Annotated in this window: 12 protein-coding genes; 10 read left to right on the top strand and 2 right to left on the bottom strand. The window is 63.4% G+C overall.

The genetic code is table 11. From position 1 onward, the window contains the following. The first annotated feature begins 2 nt into the window (after positions 1-2). Positions 3-497, top strand: a complete 495-nt coding sequence (locus IB261_RS27590) for a YgjP-like metallopeptidase domain-containing protein (RefSeq protein WP_081515415.1) — start codon at positions 3-5, stop codon at positions 495-497. Here the strand turns inward: IB261_RS27590 and IB261_RS27585 are convergent. Both IB261_RS27585 and IB261_RS27580 read right to left on the bottom strand, forming a co-directional pair. Next, the gene (locus IB261_RS27585) at positions 491-958 is read right to left on the bottom strand and encodes a hypothetical protein (protein WP_081515416.1); all 468 of its coding nucleotides are present in this window, start codon (positions 956-958) and stop codon (positions 491-493) included. The genes IB261_RS27590 and IB261_RS27585 overlap by 7 nt on opposite strands. Positions 959-1,134: 176 nt before the next feature. Next, a complete protein-coding gene (locus IB261_RS27580; RefSeq protein WP_081515417.1) occupies positions 1,135-3,564 on the bottom strand; it encodes a penicillin-binding protein 1A in 2,430 nt (809 codons plus the stop codon). Positions 3,565-3,750: 186 nt separating this feature from the next. Between IB261_RS27580 and IB261_RS27575 the strand changes: the two genes are divergently transcribed. The 9 genes from IB261_RS27575 to gltB all read left to right on the top strand — a co-directional run bounded on the left by IB261_RS27575 (position 3,751) and on the right by gltB (position 16,997). Next, the gene (locus IB261_RS27575) at positions 3,751-4,815 is read left to right on the top strand and encodes a pilus assembly protein PilM (RefSeq protein ID WP_017520515.1); all 1,065 of its coding nucleotides are present in this window, start codon (positions 3,751-3,753) and stop codon (positions 4,813-4,815) included. Further along, a complete protein-coding gene (gene pilN / locus IB261_RS27570; protein WP_081515418.1) occupies positions 4,815-5,408 on the top strand; it encodes a type 4a pilus biogenesis protein PilN in 594 nt (197 codons plus the stop codon). The genes IB261_RS27575 and pilN overlap by 1 nt, the downstream gene beginning before the upstream one ends. Further along, entirely contained in the window at positions 5,405-6,055 is a 651-nt protein-coding gene (gene pilO, locus IB261_RS27565) for a type 4a pilus biogenesis protein PilO (protein ID WP_192383693.1), read from the top strand. The genes pilN and pilO overlap by 4 nt, the downstream gene beginning before the upstream one ends. After that, positions 6,052-6,576: a type 4a pilus biogenesis lipoprotein PilP gene (gene pilP, locus IB261_RS27560; RefSeq protein WP_081515420.1), complete on the top strand. Its 525-nt coding sequence runs from the start codon at positions 6,052-6,054 to the stop codon at positions 6,574-6,576. The genes pilO and pilP overlap by 4 nt, the downstream gene beginning before the upstream one ends. Before the next feature lie 53 nt (positions 6,577-6,629). Beyond that, positions 6,630-8,708, top strand: coding sequence for a type IV pilus secretin PilQ (locus IB261_RS27555; protein ID WP_081515421.1), 2,079 nt, complete (start codon positions 6,630-6,632; stop codon positions 8,706-8,708). Between the two features lie 35 nt (positions 8,709-8,743). Next, positions 8,744-9,235 (top strand): shikimate kinase AroK, encoded by a 492-nt coding sequence (gene aroK / locus IB261_RS27550; RefSeq protein ID WP_263864845.1) that lies wholly within the window; start codon positions 8,744-8,746, stop codon positions 9,233-9,235. Positions 9,236-9,285: 50 nt separating this feature from the next. Next, complete coding sequence (gene aroB / locus IB261_RS27545) at positions 9,286-10,392, top strand: 3-dehydroquinate synthase (protein ID WP_081515422.1); 1,107 nt, start codon at positions 9,286-9,288, stop codon at positions 10,390-10,392. A gap of 6 nt (positions 10,393-10,398) precedes the next feature. After that, positions 10,399-12,090 carry an AAA family ATPase gene (locus IB261_RS27540; RefSeq protein WP_151188549.1) on the top strand — a complete coding sequence of 564 codons (1,692 nt, stop codon included), beginning with the start codon at positions 10,399-10,401 and terminating at the stop codon, positions 12,088-12,090. A gap of 461 nt (positions 12,091-12,551) precedes the next feature. Further along, positions 12,552-16,997: a glutamate synthase large subunit gene (gltB, locus tag IB261_RS27535; RefSeq protein WP_151188548.1), complete on the top strand. Its 4,446-nt coding sequence runs from the start codon at positions 12,552-12,554 to the stop codon at positions 16,995-16,997. Positions 16,998-17,024: the final 27 nt, after the last annotated feature.

Genomic DNA, 17,024 nt, shown 5'->3' with positions numbered 1-17,024 from the left:
CCATGCAGCCGCTTCGCTATCTCCAGGCCTATCCGCCACAACTTCAGGATCAGGTGCGCCAGCTCATCGAGCAGGACCGCCTCGGCGAGTACCTGGAGCGCCGCTATCCGGGTCGTCATGACGTGCAGAGCGACAAGGCGCTGTACGGCTACGCCATGGACCTCAAGCAGCAGTACATGCGCACCGCGCCCGCGGTGGACAAGGTGCTCTACGACAACAAGCTGGACGTGGTGCAGCGTGCGCTGGGCCTGAACACGGCGATCTCCCGCGTGCAGGGCGGCAAGCTCAAGGCGAAGAAGGAAATCCGCGTCGCCTCGCTGTTCAAGGACGCGGCCCCCGAATTCCTGCAGATGATCGTCGTCCACGAACTGGCGCATCTGAAGGAGCGCGATCACAGCAAGGCCTTCTACCAGCTCTGCGAGCACATGCTGCCCGGCTATCACCAGCTGGAGTTCGACCTGCGTGTCTACCTGACCTGGCGCGACCTGCCTCAGTAGTACAGCCGCCCCAGGTAGAGCAGCCCCAGGCACCACGGCAGCAGCAGGGCGAAGCCCAGGTAGCGCAGCGCCGTCCGCGGGCCGCTCTCGCCCCGGTTCAGCCAATTGACGCCCGCCAGCACCAGCGCATAGGTCGCCAGGCCTGCCAGCAGCCATTCGTACTGCTCCGTCGTGGGCGAAACCGGCCCGAGGTGGGTATGGGTGAGGTGCCATGCGCAAAGAGCGATTGCCGGCACCAGCAGGGCCGATGCCACCAGGATTCTCCCGGCGAGTTGCAGCAGGAAGGCGATCAACAGCCCCGCCAGGCCCGCGCTGGCAATCAGCAGGGCAAACAACTGGTCGAGATAGACGAGATCGGGCGAGGGTTCGAGCGAGCGGGGTTGTGCGAGCAGGCGCAGCAAGGGCGCACCGAGCAGAAGGGCGATCAGGCAGAACAGCCAGCCTGGCAGGGCACGTGGCATCCGAAACTCCTGATGAAGTTGCTGCGGGAAGCCCCTGACGCGCCGGATGGGGTCGGTCGCCTGGGGTTGTTCGCCGCCGCAAAGCCCAGATTAATCAATGATTTGGCGAAATGCCATAATTTTGTCGGGAATGATTCCCGAAAATGAGAAGGCCCCTCCGGGGAGGGGCCTTTCTGTCAGAAGAGGTCGATTGGCGCTTCTTCATCCGCCGGCATGCCGCTGCCGGGAGCGCTGCCGGGCGCCAGTTCGTTCATCGACGGCGGCGTATCCTCGTTCTTGAACAGTTCGAAGTACGCGCCCGGGGTGCCCGGAGGCGCAGCACGGCCGGTGACCGGGTCGATGCGCAGGCTGACCAGGCCGGGCGGCTCGGGCAGCAGGTGCGACGGCTTGTCTTTCAGCGCCGCGCCCATGTAGCGCATCCAGATCGGCAGGGCGACGTTGCCGCCGTACTCGGCGCGGCCGAGGCTTTCCGGCTGGTCGAAGCCCACCCAGACGGTGGTCATGTAGTCGGCGTTGAAGCCGGAGAACCAGGCGTCCTTGGACTCGTTGGTGGTGCCGGTCTTGCCCGCCAGATCATCGCGCTTGAGCGCCAGTGCGCGACGGCCTGTGCCGCGCTTGATCACGTCTTGCAGCATGCTGGTCATGATGTACGCGGTGCGCGCATCGATGACGCGTTCGGCGGCCGCTGGCTCGATGGTGGTCTTGGCCTGGCTCGGATCGTCGTTGCCGAAAGCGTCGGTGGCGGCCGGTTGTGGCTGCGCCTGCACCTGTTCTTCGTTCTGCGGAATGCTCGGCGGGTTGGCCTGGTACAGCACCTGCCCGTCGCGGCTTTCGATGCGTTGCACGATGTAGGGCGCGACCTTGAAGCCGCCGTTGGCGAAAACGGTCCAGGCGCTGGCGATCTCCATGGGTGTCAGGGTCGCGGTGCCCAGCGCCATGGATAGGTTCGGCGGCAGGTCGTCCTTGTTCAGGCCGAACTTGCTGATGCAGTTGCGTGCGCGGTCGACGCCCAGGGCCTGGAGGATGCGGATCGATACCATGTTGCGCGACTTGTAGAGCGCCTCGCGCATGGGGATCGGGCCGAGGAAGGTGTTGGTGTCGTTCTTCGGACGCCAGACCTTGTCCAGGTACTCGTCATAGAACACCACCGGGGCGTCATTGATCAGCGAGGCGGCGGTGAAGCCGTTGTCCAGCGCACAGCTGTAGATGAACGGCTTGAAGCTGGAGCCGGGCTGGCGACGGGCCTGGGTGGCGCGGTTGTAGTTGCTCTGCTCGAAGGAGAAGCCGCCCACCAGCGCCATGATCGCGCCGTCCTGCGGGTTGAGCGAGACCAGGGCGCTCTGCGCGGCCGGCACCTGGGTCAGGCGCAGCGAACCGTCTTCCTTGCGCTGTACGCGGATCACGTCGCCGGCCTGCACCACGTCGCTGGGCTGGCTGGGCATGCGGCCCATGCTGTTGTTGCTCAGGTAGGGGCGAGCCCACTTCATGCCGTCCCAGCTCAGGGCTTCTTCCTTGCCGTCGCGGGTCATGACCATGGCGCCGCTCTTCTCGACCTGGGTGACGATGGCTGGTTCCAGGCCGCCCAGCGGGCGCTGCTGCGCGATGGCCTGGCGCCACGCGTCACGAGTCTTGCCCGGGAGGCGCGTCTCGGGGCCGCGGTAGCCGTGCCGCTGGTCGTAATCCTGAAGACCTTCGCGCAGGGCGGTGTTGGCGTCTTCCTGCAGGTCGCTGCGCACCGTGGTGTAGACGCGATAGCCCTCGGTGTAGGCATCGCCACCGAAGCGGCCGACCAGTTCGGCGCGGGCCATCTCGGCGATGTATGGGGCTGCCAGCTCCGGAGTCTGGACGTGGTAGGACGCACCGACGGGTTCCTGGATAGCGGCCTGATAGCGCGGCTGGTCGATGAAGCCGAGCTTGAGCATGCGCTCGAGAATCCAGTTGCGACGCTCCAGGCTGCGTGCGGCGTTGGCCAGGGGGTTATAGCGCGACGGTGCCTTGGGCAGGCCTGCGATCATCGCCATCTGCGCCAGGCTCAGGTCCTTGATGGACTTGCCGTAATAGACCTGGGCGGCGGCTTCGACGCCGTAGGCGCGGTTGCCCAGGTAGATCTTGTTGACGTAGAGCTCGAGGATCTCGTCCTTGGTGAGCGAGCGCTCGATCTGCAGGGCGAGCAGGATCTCGTTGATCTTGCGGGAGAAGCTTCTCTCATTGGTGAGGAAGTAGTTCTTCGCCACCTGCATGGTGATGGTGCTGCCACCGGTCTGGATGTGCCCGGTCTTCAATAATTGCGCGGCAGCACGCATCAGGCTTTTGACGTCCACGCCATAATGGTTGGCGAAATTGTCATCTTCAGCCGATAACAGTGCGTGGGTGAAATCCGGGGGGATTTCAGCAAATCGAATCGGCGTTCGGCGCATCTCGCCAAACTCTGCTATCAATTTGTTATCAGCACTGTACACGCGCAGCGGCATCTGCAGCCGCACGTTGCGCAAGGCCTCCACGGACGGGAGGTTCGGGCTGAGGTACAGATAGGCGCCGCTGAAACTGAGCAGCACTCCACAAATAATGGTGACGCAGGTCCACCACAGAAACTTCAGCAGGCGCATCGGGAAGGTCTTGGATTTCCAGGGAAAAGAAAGAGTTAAGCGGATGGCGCGGTAAAAAGGGAAAAGCTGATCACATTATAAGCAGTTTTTTTGCTGGCGAGCCATTTGCGAAGCTGTCAAGTCTGGTATCTAATGTGGAAAAACATAAATCGTCCGTAAGTCTCGGATGCTGATAGGAAATCAGTCGTGCTAGGGCTCTTCAATAAGAAAGCGAACACGCTGCTGGGGATAGACATCAGTTCGACTTCGGTCAAACTTCTCGAATTGAGCCGCTCTGGAGGCCGCTACAAGGTAGAGGCCTACGCTGTCGAGCCGCTCCCGCCCAATGCAGTGGTAGAAAAGAACATCGCTGAGCTGGAGGGTGTCGGCCAGGCGCTGTCACGTGTGGTCGCCAAGGCGCGGACCGCAGTGAAAACGTCTGCGGTCGCGGTTGCCGGCTCGGCGGTCATCACTAAAACCATCGAGATGGACGGCGGACTCTCGGACGACGAGCTGGAGAATCAGCTCAAGATCGAGGCCGACCAGTACATCCCCTATCCCCTCGAAGAGGTCGCGATCGACTTCGAGGTGCAGGGCACGTCCGCACGCAACGCGGATCGCGTCGATGTTCTTCTCGCCGCATGCCGGAAGGAGAACGTCGAGGTGCGCGAAGCTGCGCTGGCGCTCGCGGGCCTGACGGCCAAGGTCGTCGACGTCGAAGCCTACGCGCTGGAGCGAGCGTTCAGTCTGCTGGGAGACCAGTTGGGCGGCAATGCCGACGAGCTCACAGTTGCGGTGGTCGATATCGGCGCCACCATGACCACGCTGAGCGTTCTGCACCATGGCCGCACCATCTATACGCGTGAGCAGCTTTTCGGCGGGCGTCAGCTCACCGAGGAGATCCAGCGCCGCTATGGACTGTCGGTCGAGGAAGCGGGTCTCGCCAAGAAGCAGGGCGGTCTTCCGGATGACTACGACAGTGAAGTGTTGCAGCCGTTCAAGGACGCCGTGGTTCAGCAGGTGTCGCGTTCGCTGCAGTTCTTCTTCGCGGCCGGCCAGTTCAACGATGTGGACTACATCCTGCTGGCGGGAGGCACTGCGTCCATCCCTGACCTGGATCGTCTGATCCAGCAGAAGATCGGCACTCCGACCCTGGTGGCCAACCCCTTCGCCGACATGGTGCTGAGTGGCAAGGTCAACGCCGGAGCGCTGGCCAGTGATGCGCCCGCGCTGATGATTGCCTGCGGTCTGGCGATGAGGAGTTTCGACTGATGGCACGCATCAACCTATTGCCGTGGCGGGAGCAGCTGCGCGAGGAGCGCAAGCAGCGCTTCCTGGTGATCCTGGGTGCCGTTCTGCTGGCTTCCGGGGCGATCGTTTTCCTCGGGGATCAGTACTTCAACTCGGCCATCGAGAACCAGACAGCGCGCAACGACTTCCTGCGCAAGGAAATCGCCGTGCTGGATGCGCGTATCAAGGAGATCAGTGAGCTGAAGACCCGTCGCCAGCAATTGCTGGAGCGGATGAAGATCATTCAGGACCTGCAGGGCAACCGCCCGATCATCGGCCGAGTGTTCGACCAACTGGTCCGCACCCTGCCTGATGGCGTGTTCTTCACTGAGCTGAAGATGTCCGGGAAGTCCATTGCCATTGCCGGTGCGGCAGAGTCCAACAACCGCGTCTCCAATCTCATGCGCAACCTCGATTCGTCCGAGTGGCTGACTTCGCCGAACCTGACCGAAGTGAAGGCTGTTACCCAGGGCGCCCTGGATCAGGCGAATGTCTTCCAGTTGACGGTGCAGCAGACCCAGCCCGGCAGTGAGGAACAGGACAAGCAGAGCACCCCGCAAGGAGCCAAGAAATGAGTCTGGCCAGTTCTCTGGAGAGCTTGCGCAAGGTCGATATCAACGATCTTGACCTGAACAACCTTGGTTCCTGGCCGGCAGCAGTCAAGGTCATCGCCTGTATCCTGCTGATGGCCGTGGTTCTGGCGCTTGGCTACAACTTCCATCTGAAGGAACTGCAGGATCAGCTCGACCGCAATCGCGAGGAAGAGCAGACCCTCAAGCAGCAGTTCTCGACCAAGGCCTTCCAGGCGGCAAACCTGGAAGCCTACAAGGGGCAGATGAAGGAGATGGAAGAGTCCTTCGGCGCCCTGCTGCGTCAGCTGCCGAGTGATACCGAGGTCCCTGGCCTGCTGGAAGATATCACCCGCACTGGCCTGGGTAGCGGTCTGGAGTTCGAAGAGATCAAGCTGCTGCCGGAAGTGACCCAGCAGTTCTATATCGAGCTGCCGATCCAGATCAGCGTCGTAGGCGGATACCACGATCTGGCGACCTTCGTCAGCGGTGTGTCCAGCCTGCCGCGAATCGTCACGCTGCATGACTTCGACATCAAGCCGGCGAGCTCGGACAGCACTTCCAAGCTGCGCATGAGCATCCTGGCGAAAACCTATCGCTACAACGACAAGGGCGTGAAGGTTACTGCCCCGGCTGCGGGAGCGAAGAAATGAGGGGGCGCCTGATCATTTGCAGTTTCCTGCTCCTGACCTTGAACGGTTGTGGCTCGGGTAGTGATTTTGCCGACCTGCAGAGCTACATGGACGAAGTGCGCGCTCGCCCGAAGGGGACGATCGAGCCGATGCCCAAGTTCCAGGCCTATGAAGCCTTTACCTATAGCGCCTCGTCCCTGCGCAGCCCCTTCCAGCCGCCGGTGAAGATCGACCTGGCGATCAAGCAGAAGGGCAACAGGGTCATCAAGCCCGATGAAACACGGGTCAAGCAGTTCCTCGAGGGCTTCAACATCGAAACCTTCGAAATGGTCGGCACCCTGGCCAAGGACAGTCAGGTATTTGCTCTCGTGAAAGGTGCAGGAGGGGTGCATCGGGTACGAGTGGGTGACTACCTTGGGCGCAACGACGGCAAGATCGTTGCGATCAACGAAGCCAAGATCGACGTGATTGAAATCGTTCCTGATGGTGAGGGTGGCTGGCTGGAGCGACCGCGCAGCCTGACTCTCAAGGAACGCTCCTAAGGGCGGGGATGAACATGGATAACAAACAGCAGTCTGCACGACGGATTCAGACGATGAATAGAAAGCTTTCCCGCCTCGGCATTTCCGTGCTCGCGGCCGTATTCGCGCCGGCTCTGCTGGCCGCGAACCTGCAGAGTGTCGACGTGGCGGCGCTGCCGGGCGATCGCGTGGAGCTGAAGCTGGGCTTCGACGAGCCGGTTGCCGCGCCGCGTGGCTACACCATTGAGCAGCCGGCGCGCATCGCGCTGGACCTGCCGGGTGTGCAGAACAAGCTGGGCAGCAAGAACCGCGAGCTGGGCGTGGGCAATGCCCGCAGCCTGACCGTGGTCGAGGCGAAGGACCGTACTCGCCTGATCGTCAATCTGGCGACCCTCGTGCCCTACAGCACCCGTGCGGAAGGTTCGAACCTGTACGTCGTGGTCGGTGCGGGCGCAGCGACTTCCAGCTCCTACGCCTCCGCGGCGCCGGCAGCGGCTCCAGCGGCCAGGCCCGCTCAGCCCAAGCCCTACGTCCCGGCTGGCAAGGCGATTCGTAATATCGACTTCCAGCGTGGCGAGCAAGGCGAAGGCAATGTCGTGATCGATCTGTCCGATCCGACCGTCAGCCCGGATATTCAGGAGCAGGGCGGCAAGATCCGCCTGGACTTCCCGCGTACCCAGCTGCCGGACAATCTGCGTGTCCGTCTGGACGTGAAGGACTTCGCGACCCCGGTACAGCTGGTCAACGCTTCCGCGGTCGGCGACAAGGCCAGCATCACCATCGAGCCGACCGGTCTGTACGACTACCTCGTCTACCAGACCGACAATCGCATGACCGTCAGCATCAAACCGCTGACCCAGGACGATGCCGAGAAGCGCAAGAAGGACACCTTCGCCTACACCGGTGAAAAGCTGTCGCTGAACTTCCAGGATATCGATGTGCGCTCGGTGCTGCAGCTGATCGCCGACTTCACCGACCTGAACCTGGTGGCTTCGGACACCGTGCAGGGCAACATCACCCTTCGTCTGCAGAACGTGCCGTGGGATCAGGCGCTGGATCTGGTGCTCAAGACCAAGGGCCTGGACAAGCGCAAGGTCGGCAACGTATTGCTGGTCGCACCGGCTGACGAGATCGCGGCTCGCGAGCGCCAGGAGCTGGAAGCGCAGAAGCAGATCTCCGAACTGGCTCCGCTGCGTCGCGAGCTGATTCAGGTGAACTACGCCAAGGCGGCGGACATTGCCAAGCTGTTCAGCTCCGTCACTGGCAGCGGTGCCAGCGCTCCGGGTGTTGCGGCGGCTGCACAGGGCGACAACCGCGGTTCGATCACCGTGGATGATCGCACCAACAGCATCATTGCCTACCAGACCCAGGATCGCCTGGACGAGCTGCGCCGCATCGTGGCCCAGCTGGACATCCCGGTTCGTCAGGTGATGATCGAGGCGCGCATCGTCGAAGCCAACGTCGACTACACCAAGGAACTGGGTGTGAACTGGAGCGGCTCGCTCTCCGGCCACGGCAACTTCGATGTCTCCGGCGGCACCAACAGCACTGGCAACACCTTCGTTGACCTGGGCACGTCGAACGCCACCCCGACTTCGGGCATCAGCATCGGCTTCACCACCAACAACACCATCCTGGATCTCCAGCTCAACGCCATGGAGAAGACCGGTAACGGTGAAGTGGTGTCCCAGCCGAAGGTCGTCACCTCGGACAAGGAAACCGCGAAGATCCTGAAAGGCTCGGAGATTCCCTACCAGGAAGCCAGCTCCAGCGGCGCGACCTCGGTGTCCTTCAAGGAAGCGGCGCTGTCCCTGGAAGTGACCCCGCAGATCACTCCGGACAACCGCATCATCATGGAAGTGAAGGTCAACAAGGACGAGCCGGACTACGCCAACGCCCTGAACGGCGTACCGCCGATCAAGAAGAACGAGGTGAACGCGAAAGTGCTGGTCAACGATGGCGAAACCATCGTGATTGGTGGCGTGTTCTCCAACACCCAGACCAAGTCCACGGCCAAGGTGCCGTTCCTGGGCGACGTGCCGATGATCGGCCGCCTGTTCAAGAACGACTATGTGACCGACAGCAAGAACGAGCTGCTGGTTTTCCTTACCCCGCGGATCATGAATAATCAGGCCATTGCAATCGGCCGTTGATCAATGTCGTGTCCAATTTGATTCTGGTAGGCCCGATGGGAGCTGGTAAAAGCACCATCGGGCGTCTTCTCGCCAAAGAGCTTCACCTCGTCTTCAAAGATTCGGATAAAGAGATCGAGCAGCGCTGCGGAGCCAACATCCCCTGGATATTCGATGTCGAGGGCGAGGCGGGCTTCCGTGAGCGTGAGCAGGCAATGCTGGCCGAGCTATGCGATGAAGGGGGCATGGTCATCGCCACCGGCGGTGGCGCCGTCATGCGTGACGCCAATCGGCTCATCCTCAAGGGGGGCGGCAAGGTGATCTACCTGCACGCCTCGGTCGAGCAGCAGATTTCCCGCACGGCGCGCGACAAGAACCGCCCGTTGCTGCAGAAGCCCAATCCGGAGCAGATCCTTCGTGATCTCATGCAGATGCGCGATCCGCTTTATCGCGAAATAGCCGACGTGATCATCGAAACCGACGAGCGGCCTCCGCGTCTTGTCGTGCTGGAGATCATCGAGCGCCTGCGTGAGCTGGAGCGCCATTAACGGCGCTGCAATCTGCGGTATCCTAGTCCCCTTTCTTGCCTGGGGGTTTCATGCGCACACTCAACGTCGATCTGGCCGATCGCAGCTACCCGATCTACATCGGCGAGGGGCTGCTGGATGATCTGCGCTACTTCGAGCCGCACATTCGTGGCCGTCAGGTAGCCATCGTCACCAATGAAACCATCGCGCCGCTGTACCTGGATCGACTGCAGAAGACCCTGGCCGGCTACAAGGTCACCACGGTCGTGCTCCCCGATGGCGAGGCCTACAAGCAGTGGGAAACCCTGCAACTGATCTTCGATGGCCTGCTGACCGCGCGCCATGACCGCAAGACCACGCTGATCGCCTTGGGCGGCGGCGTCATCGGCGACATGACCGGTTTCGCTGCGGCTTGCTACCAGCGCGGCGTCGACTTCATCCAGGTGCCTACCACCCTGCTGTCCCAGGTGGATTCCTCCGTGGGCGGCAAGACCGGCATCAACCATCCGCTGGGCAAGAACATGGTCGGGGCCTTCTACCAGCCCCAGGCGGTGGTCATCGATACCGCGACCCTGAAGACCCTGCCGCCCCGCGAGCTCTCCGCCGGCCTGGCTGAGGTGATCAAGTACGGCTTCATCTGCGACGAGCCCTTCCTCACCTGGCTGGAAGCGCACATGGATGACCTGCTGGCGCTGGATACCATCGCGCTGACCGAAGCCATCGAGCGCTCCTGCGCGGCCAAGGCTCGCGTGGTCGGTGCTGACGAGAAGGAAACCGGCGTCCGCGCCACCCTCAACCTGGGCCATACCTTCGGCCACGCCATCGAGACTCACATGGGTTATGGCGTCTGGCTGCACGGCGAAGCCGTGGGGGCGGGAACCGTGATGGCACTTGAGATGTCGCATCGGCTGGGATGGCTGACAAAGGCCGAGCTCGATCGCGGCATCCGCCTGCTCGCCGCGGCGAAGCTGCCGGTGGTCCCGCCGCAGGAAATGAACGCCGAGCATTTTCTCGAGCACATGGCCGTCGACAAGAAAGTGCTCGATGGCCGTCTGCGTCTGGTATTGCTCCAAGGGCTGGGGGGCGCGGTCGTGACCGCCGAATTCCCCCGTGAGATTCTGGAAGAAACACTGCGCGCTGACTACCAGGCACTGGTCGGTCAGGCAGGAGAACACTGAGGTCCCATGTCCAGCTTGCATGCCGATGAGGCCTTCCTGGCCCACTACCAGTTCAGTCACGACCCGTTTGCACCGCGGGTTCCGGGCTTCAAGTTCTTCCCTGCGCAGCGCAAGCCCGTGCTGGGGCAGTTGCACCACCTGGCGCGCTACAGCCAGTTGCTGCTGGCCGTCACCGGCCCGCTGGGCAGTGGCAAGACCCTGCTGCGCCAGGCCCTGGTGGCCAGCACCAACAAGGACGCCGTCTCCAGCGTGGTGATTTCCGGTCGCTCGGTGACCGACGAAGCCACCCTGCTGCGCCAGCTCGCGCAAGGCCTGGGCATCACCCAGACCAGCATCGAGGCGATCCTTGCCAAGGTCGCTCAATTGGCGATCACCGGCCAGGACGTCTACCTGCTGGTGGATGATGCCGAGCAACTGCGCGATGACGCTCTGGAAGTCCTCCTGCTCTTGGCTGCCGGTAATTCCGAGGCGCGCCTGCATGTCTTCCTGTTCGGCGAGCCCGAGTTGCTGTCGCGCCTCGAAGTGCTGTCCGAGGGTGAGGAGCGCTTCCACGCCATCGAGCTGCAGCCGTACAGCGAGGAAGAGACCCGCGAGTACCTGGCGCAGCGCCTCGAGGGTGCGGGGCAGGGCATCGAGCTGATCTCGGCCGACCTGCTGGCCGACATCCACGAGCAATCCGGCGGCTGGCCCGGCACCATCAACCAGACTGCCCGCGACGCCATGATCGAGGCGATGCTGGCTGACCGCAGTGGCGAGCGCAAAGCTTCCGGCGCCGGCTTCAAGCTGCCGAAGAAGCACCTGGCGATCCTCGGCGTGGTCGCCATCGGCGTCATCGCTGCCTGGTTCATGCAGGGCAAGACCACCAAGCCGGAGACCGCGAACAACACCGCTGCGCAGACTTCGTCGCAACTGCCGCTGGGTGGCGCTGCTGCTCCGCAGCCCAGCGCGCAGCCGCAGCCGGATGCCCAGGGCAATGGTCCTTCGGTGGAGTTCGCCGGTTCCAACCAGCCGCTGCCGCTGCCGCTGGTGGGCGAGAGCCAGCCGGTGATTCGTGAGCCCATGGCCCAGGCTGGTGGCCAGGAAGATGCCGACGAAGGCGGCATGCCTTCGGCAGCCATCCCGCCGACCGTGACCACCACCGCGCCGCCGGTGACCCCGCTGGCGAACAATGGCCCGAAACCGCTGAACCCGGTGCCGGCGGCTCCCGTCCAGCAGCAGGCTGCGATCCAGCCAGCCCCGACTCCTGCGCCCGCTCCGCGTCCGGAACCGGTCAAGCCTGCCGCTACTGCGCCGGCCAAGCCTGTCCAGGCTGCCAAGCCGGCTGCGACCAAACCTGCCACCACCGTTGCCAGCGCCAAGCCTGCGACCGCCGCCAGCAAGCCCGCCGCCGCAACCGGTAGCGCCGGTGGCAGCAGCTGGTACCAGTCCCAGGCCGGTTCGCGCTACTCCGTGCAGGTGCTGGGCACCGGCTCCGAAGCCAGTGCCAAGGCCTTTATCAGCCAGCAGGGCGGCGGCGACTACCGCTATTTCCGCAAGAACCTGCAGGGCAAGCCGTTCTACGTCGTGACCTACGGCAGCTTCGCCGACCGCGCCTCCGCGCAGGCGGCGATCAAGAAGCTGCCGGCGAAGATCCAGGCCTCCAAGCCCTGGGCTCGTCCTTTCTCCAGTATCCAGCAGGACATCGCCGGGGCGCGCTGAAAGGTCGCAGTGTCGCAATACTGAAAAAGCCGAGCCCCATCCCCTGGGGCTCGGCTTTTTTATTGGCTTGTGTCTTTTGCTGCATTCTTATAAAAATGCGACATCGGGTGTCAGCAGTGCGTCAAAAAAAACAGTGACGTCGCTTTCCCCATGTGTACAATGACCTCCCTTTGCCTATCGGAAACTTGCCGCTTGAGCGAGTAGACAGGCGAAGTGCTTGAAGAGGGTCTGCTGACGTTTCGTCATGGCCAGGGCCGGAACCGCCGCCACGTTGGGTAAGACGTGGCACCTCGCGCGGAACGGTCATTCCAGGTGAACCAGGGGCTACAACGGCGCTGCACGATAGATGCGGCCCGAGCCTTTGGGGTGCGCGGGAAACGAGCCTGCACGGCGAAACAGGGCGATGGCGAAACGTCAGCAGACCCTGGAATTTATAAAAGTTTTGCCGGTGAGAGTTCCCTATGAAAGCAGGTCTGTACCATCCTGAGACGTTCAAGGATAACTGCGGATTCGGTCTGATCGCCCATATGACGGGCGAGGCAAGCCACGAACTTCTGCAAACCGCCATCGAAGCACTGACCTGCATGACCCACCGAGGTGGGATCAACGCGGACGGGAAAACCGGGGACGGCTGTGGGCTGCTGATCCAGAAGCCCGACCAGTTCCTGCGCGCCGTGGCCCAAGAGTCCTTCAGCGCCGAGCTGCCCGCCCAGTACGCCGTGGGCATGGTCTTCTTCAACCAGGATCCGGTGAAAGCCGAAGCCGCCCGCGCGAACATGAATCGCGAGATCGAGCGCGCCGGCCTGAAGCTGGTCGGTTGGCGCAAGGTGCCGATCGACACCAGCGTCCTGGGTCGCCTCGCGCTGGAGCGCCTGCCGCAGATCGAGCAGGTGTTCATCGGCGGTGAAGGCCTGTCCGACCAGGAATTCGCGGTCAAGCTGTTCAGCTCCCGTCGCCGCTCCTCCGTGGCCAACGCCGAGGACGCCGACCACTACATCTGCAGCTTCTCGCACAAGACCATCATCTATAAGGGCCTGATGATGCCGGCGGACCTCGCCGCCTTCTATCCGGACCTCTCCGACGAGCGCCTGAAGACCGCCATCTGCGTCTTCCACCAGCGCTTCTCGACCAACACCCTGCCGAAGTGGCCGCTGGCCCAGCCGTTCCGCCTGCTGGCGCACAACGGCGAGATCAACACCATCACCGGCAACCGCAACTGGGCCCAGGCCCGTCGCGCCAAGTTCGCCAACGAGTGGATGCCCGATCTCGACGAGCTCGGCCCGCTGGTCAACCGCGTGGGCTCCGACTCCTCCAGCATGGACAACATGCTCGAGCTGATGGTCACCGGCGGCATGGACATGTTCCGTGGCCTGCGCATGATCATTCCGCCGGCCTGGCAGAACGTCGAGACCATGGACGCCGACCTGCGCGCGTTCTACGAATTCAACTCGCTGCACATGGAGCCGTGGGACGGCCCCGCCGGCGTCGTGCTGACCGACGGCCGCTACGCCGTCTGCCTGCTCGACCGCAACGGCCTGCGTCCCTCGCGCTGGGTCACCACCAAGAACGGCTACATCACCCTCGCCTCGGAAATCGGCGTGTGGGACTACAAGCCCGAGGACGTCATCGCCAAGGGCCGTGTCGGTCCGGGCCAGATCCTTGCGGTGGACACCGAGACCGGCCAGCTGCTGCAGACCGAGGACATCGACAACCGCCTGAAGTCGCGCCACCCGTACAAGCAGTGGCTGCGCCAGAGCGCGCTGCGCATCCAGGCCACCCTGGACGATGACCAGGGCGTTGCCAGCTACGACGGCGACCAGCTCAAGCAATACATGAAGATGTTCCAGGTCACCTTCGAGGAGCGTGACCAGGTGCTGCGCCCGCTCGCCGAGCAGGGCCAGGAAGCGGTCGGCTCGATGGGCGACGACACCCCGATGGCGGTGCTGTCCAAACGCATCCGCTCGCCCTACGACTACTTCCGCCAGGTCTTCGCGCAGGTCACCAACCCGCCGATCGACCCGCTGCGCGAAGCGATCGTGATGTCCCTGGAAACCTGTCTGGGCATCGAGCAGAACATCTTCGAAGAGTCCCCGCACCACGCCAACCAGGCGATCCTGACCACCCCGGTGATCTCCCCGGCGAAGTGGCGGACCCTGATGAACCTGGAGCGTCCGGGCTTCGACCTGCACCACATCGACCTGAACTACGACGAGTCCGTCGGCCTCGAAACGGCCGTGCGCAACATTGCCGACCAGGCCGAGGAGGCCGTGCGCGCCGGCAAGGTGTTGCTGGTGCTGTCCGACCGTCACATCGCTCCCGGCAAGCTGCCGGTGCATGCGGCCCTGGCCGTCGGCGCCGTGCACCACCGCCTGGTGCAGACCGGCCTGCGTTGCGACTCCAACATCCTGGTGGAAACCGCCACCGCCCGTGACCCGCACCACTTCGCGGTTCTCGTGGGCTTTGGCGCGTCCGCGGTCTATCCGTACCTTGCCTATGAAGTGCTGGCCGACCTGATCCGTACCGGCGAAGTGCTGGGCGACCTCTACGAGGTCTTCAAGTACTACCGCAAGGGCATCTCCAAGGGGATGCTGAAGATCCTCTCGAAGATGGGCATCTCCACCATCGCCTCCTACCGTGGCGCCCAGCTGTTCGAAGCCATCGGCCTGGCCGACGAAGTCACCGGCCTGTGCTTCCCGGGTACCCCGAGCCGCATCCAGGGCGCGCGCTTCCTCGACATCGAGAACGAGCAGAAGCTGCTGGCGTTCGAGGCCTGGAACAACCGCAAGCCGATCCAGCAGGGTGGTCTGCTGAAGTTCGTCTACGGTGGCGAGTACCACGCCTACAACCCGGACGTGGTGAACACCCTGCAGGCCGCCGTGCAGCAGGGCGACTACGCCAAATTCAAGGAATACACCGCGCTGGTCGACCAGCGCCCGGTCTCCATGCTGCGCGACCTGCTCAAGGTGAAGACCAGCGAGCAGCCGCTGAGCCTGGACGAGATCGAGCCGCTGGAGTCCATCTTCAAGCGCTTCGACGCTGCCGGCATCTCCCTCGGCGCGCTGTCGCCGGAGGCCCACGAGGCCCTGGCCGAAGCGATGAACCGCCTGGGCGGCCGCTCCAACTCCGGTGAGGGTGGCGAAGACCCGGCGCGCTACGGCACGCTGAAGAGCTCGAAGATCAAGCAGGTGGCCACCGGCCGCTTCGGTGTGACCCCGGAATATCTGGTCAACGCCGAAGTCCTGCAGATCAAGGTGGCCCAGGGCGCCAAGCCTGGCGAAGGTGGCCAGCTGCCCGGTGGCAAGGTCAACGGCCTGATCGCCCGCCTGCGCTATGCAGTGCCCGGCGTGACCCTGATCTCGCCGCCGCCGCACCACGACATCTACTCCATCGAAGACCTCGCCCAGCTGATCTTCGACCTCAAGCAGGTCAACCCGCAGGCGCTGGTATCGGTGAAGCTGGTATCCGAGCCGGGCGTTGGCACCATCGCCGCCGGCGTGGCCAAGGCCTATGCCGACCTGATCACCATCTCCGGCTATGACGGCGGTACCGGCGCATCGCCGATCACCTCCATCAAGTACGCGGGTTCCCCGTGGGAGCTGGGCCTCGCCGAGGCGCACCAGACCCTGCGCGGCAACGACCTGCGCGGCAAGGTCCGGGTGCAGACCGACGGCGGCCTGAAGACCGGCCTGGACGTCATCAAGGCGGCCATCCTCGGCGCCGAGAGCTTCGGCTTCGGCACCGCGCCGATGATCGCCCTGGGCTGCAAATACCTGCGTATCTGCCACCTGAACAACTGCGCTACCGGCGTCGCCACCCAGAACGACAAGCTGCGCAAGGACCACTTCATCGGCACCGTGGACATGGTGGTGAACTTCTTCACCTTCATTGCCAGCGAAACCCGTGAGTGGCTGGCCAAGCTCGGCGTGCGCAGCCTGGAAGAACTGATCGGCCGCACCGACCTGCTGGAAATCCTGCCGGGCGAGACGCCCAAGCAAGGCAACCTCGACCTCACGCCGCTGCTGGGCAGCGACCTGATCCCGGCCGAGAAGCCGCAGTTCTGCGAAGTCGAGAAGAATCCGCCGTTCGACCAGGGCCTGCTGGCCGAGAAGATGGTTGAGCTGTCGCGCTCCGCCATCGAAGGCGCCAAGGGCGGCGAGTACGAACTGGACATCTGCAACTGCGACCGTTCCATCGGTGCGCGGATTTCCGGTGAGATCGCCAAGGTCCACGGCAACCAGGGCATGGCCAAGTCGCCGATCACCTTCCGCTTCAAGGGCACTGCGGGGCAGAGCTTCGGCGTGTGGAACGCCGGCGGCCTGCACCTGTACCTGGAAGGCGACGCCAACGACTACGTCGGCAAGGGCATGACCGGCGGCAAGCTGGTCGTCACTCCGCCCAAGGGCAGCCCGTTCAAGTCGCAGGAATCGGCCATCGTCGGCAACACCTGCCTGTACGGCGCCACCGGCGGCAAGCTGTTCGCCGCCGGCACCGCGGGCGAGCGTTTCGGCGTGCGCAACTCCGGCGCCCATGCCGTGGTTGAAGGTACCGGTGACCACTGCTGCGAATACATGACCGGCGGTTTCATCTGCGTACTGGGCAAGACCGGCTACAACTTCGGCTCCGGCATGACCGGTGGCTTCGCTTATGTCCTCGACATGGACAACACCTTCGTCGACCGCGTGAACCATGAGCTGGTGGAAATCCAGCGCATCAGCGGCGAGGCGATGGAGGCCCAGCGCAACCATCTGCGCAAGGTGCTGGTCGAGTACGTGGCGGAAACGGCGAGTGAGTGGGGCGCACATCTGCTGGAGAACCTCGACGACTACCTGCGTCGGTTCTGGCTGGTGAAACCGAAGGCCGCAAGCCTCGGTTCCCTGCTGACCAGCACTCGTGCCAACCCGCAATAAGCGCCTGAAGTTTGATGAGGTCTGAAA

Origin of the sequence: Pseudomonas sp. PDM20 (assembly GCF_014852575.3) — a bacterium.
GTDB lineage: Bacteria > Pseudomonadota > Gammaproteobacteria > Pseudomonadales > Pseudomonadaceae > Pseudomonas.
The sequence above is the reverse complement of the archived record's forward strand: the minus strand, read 5'-3'. Positions and strand labels throughout refer to the sequence as shown.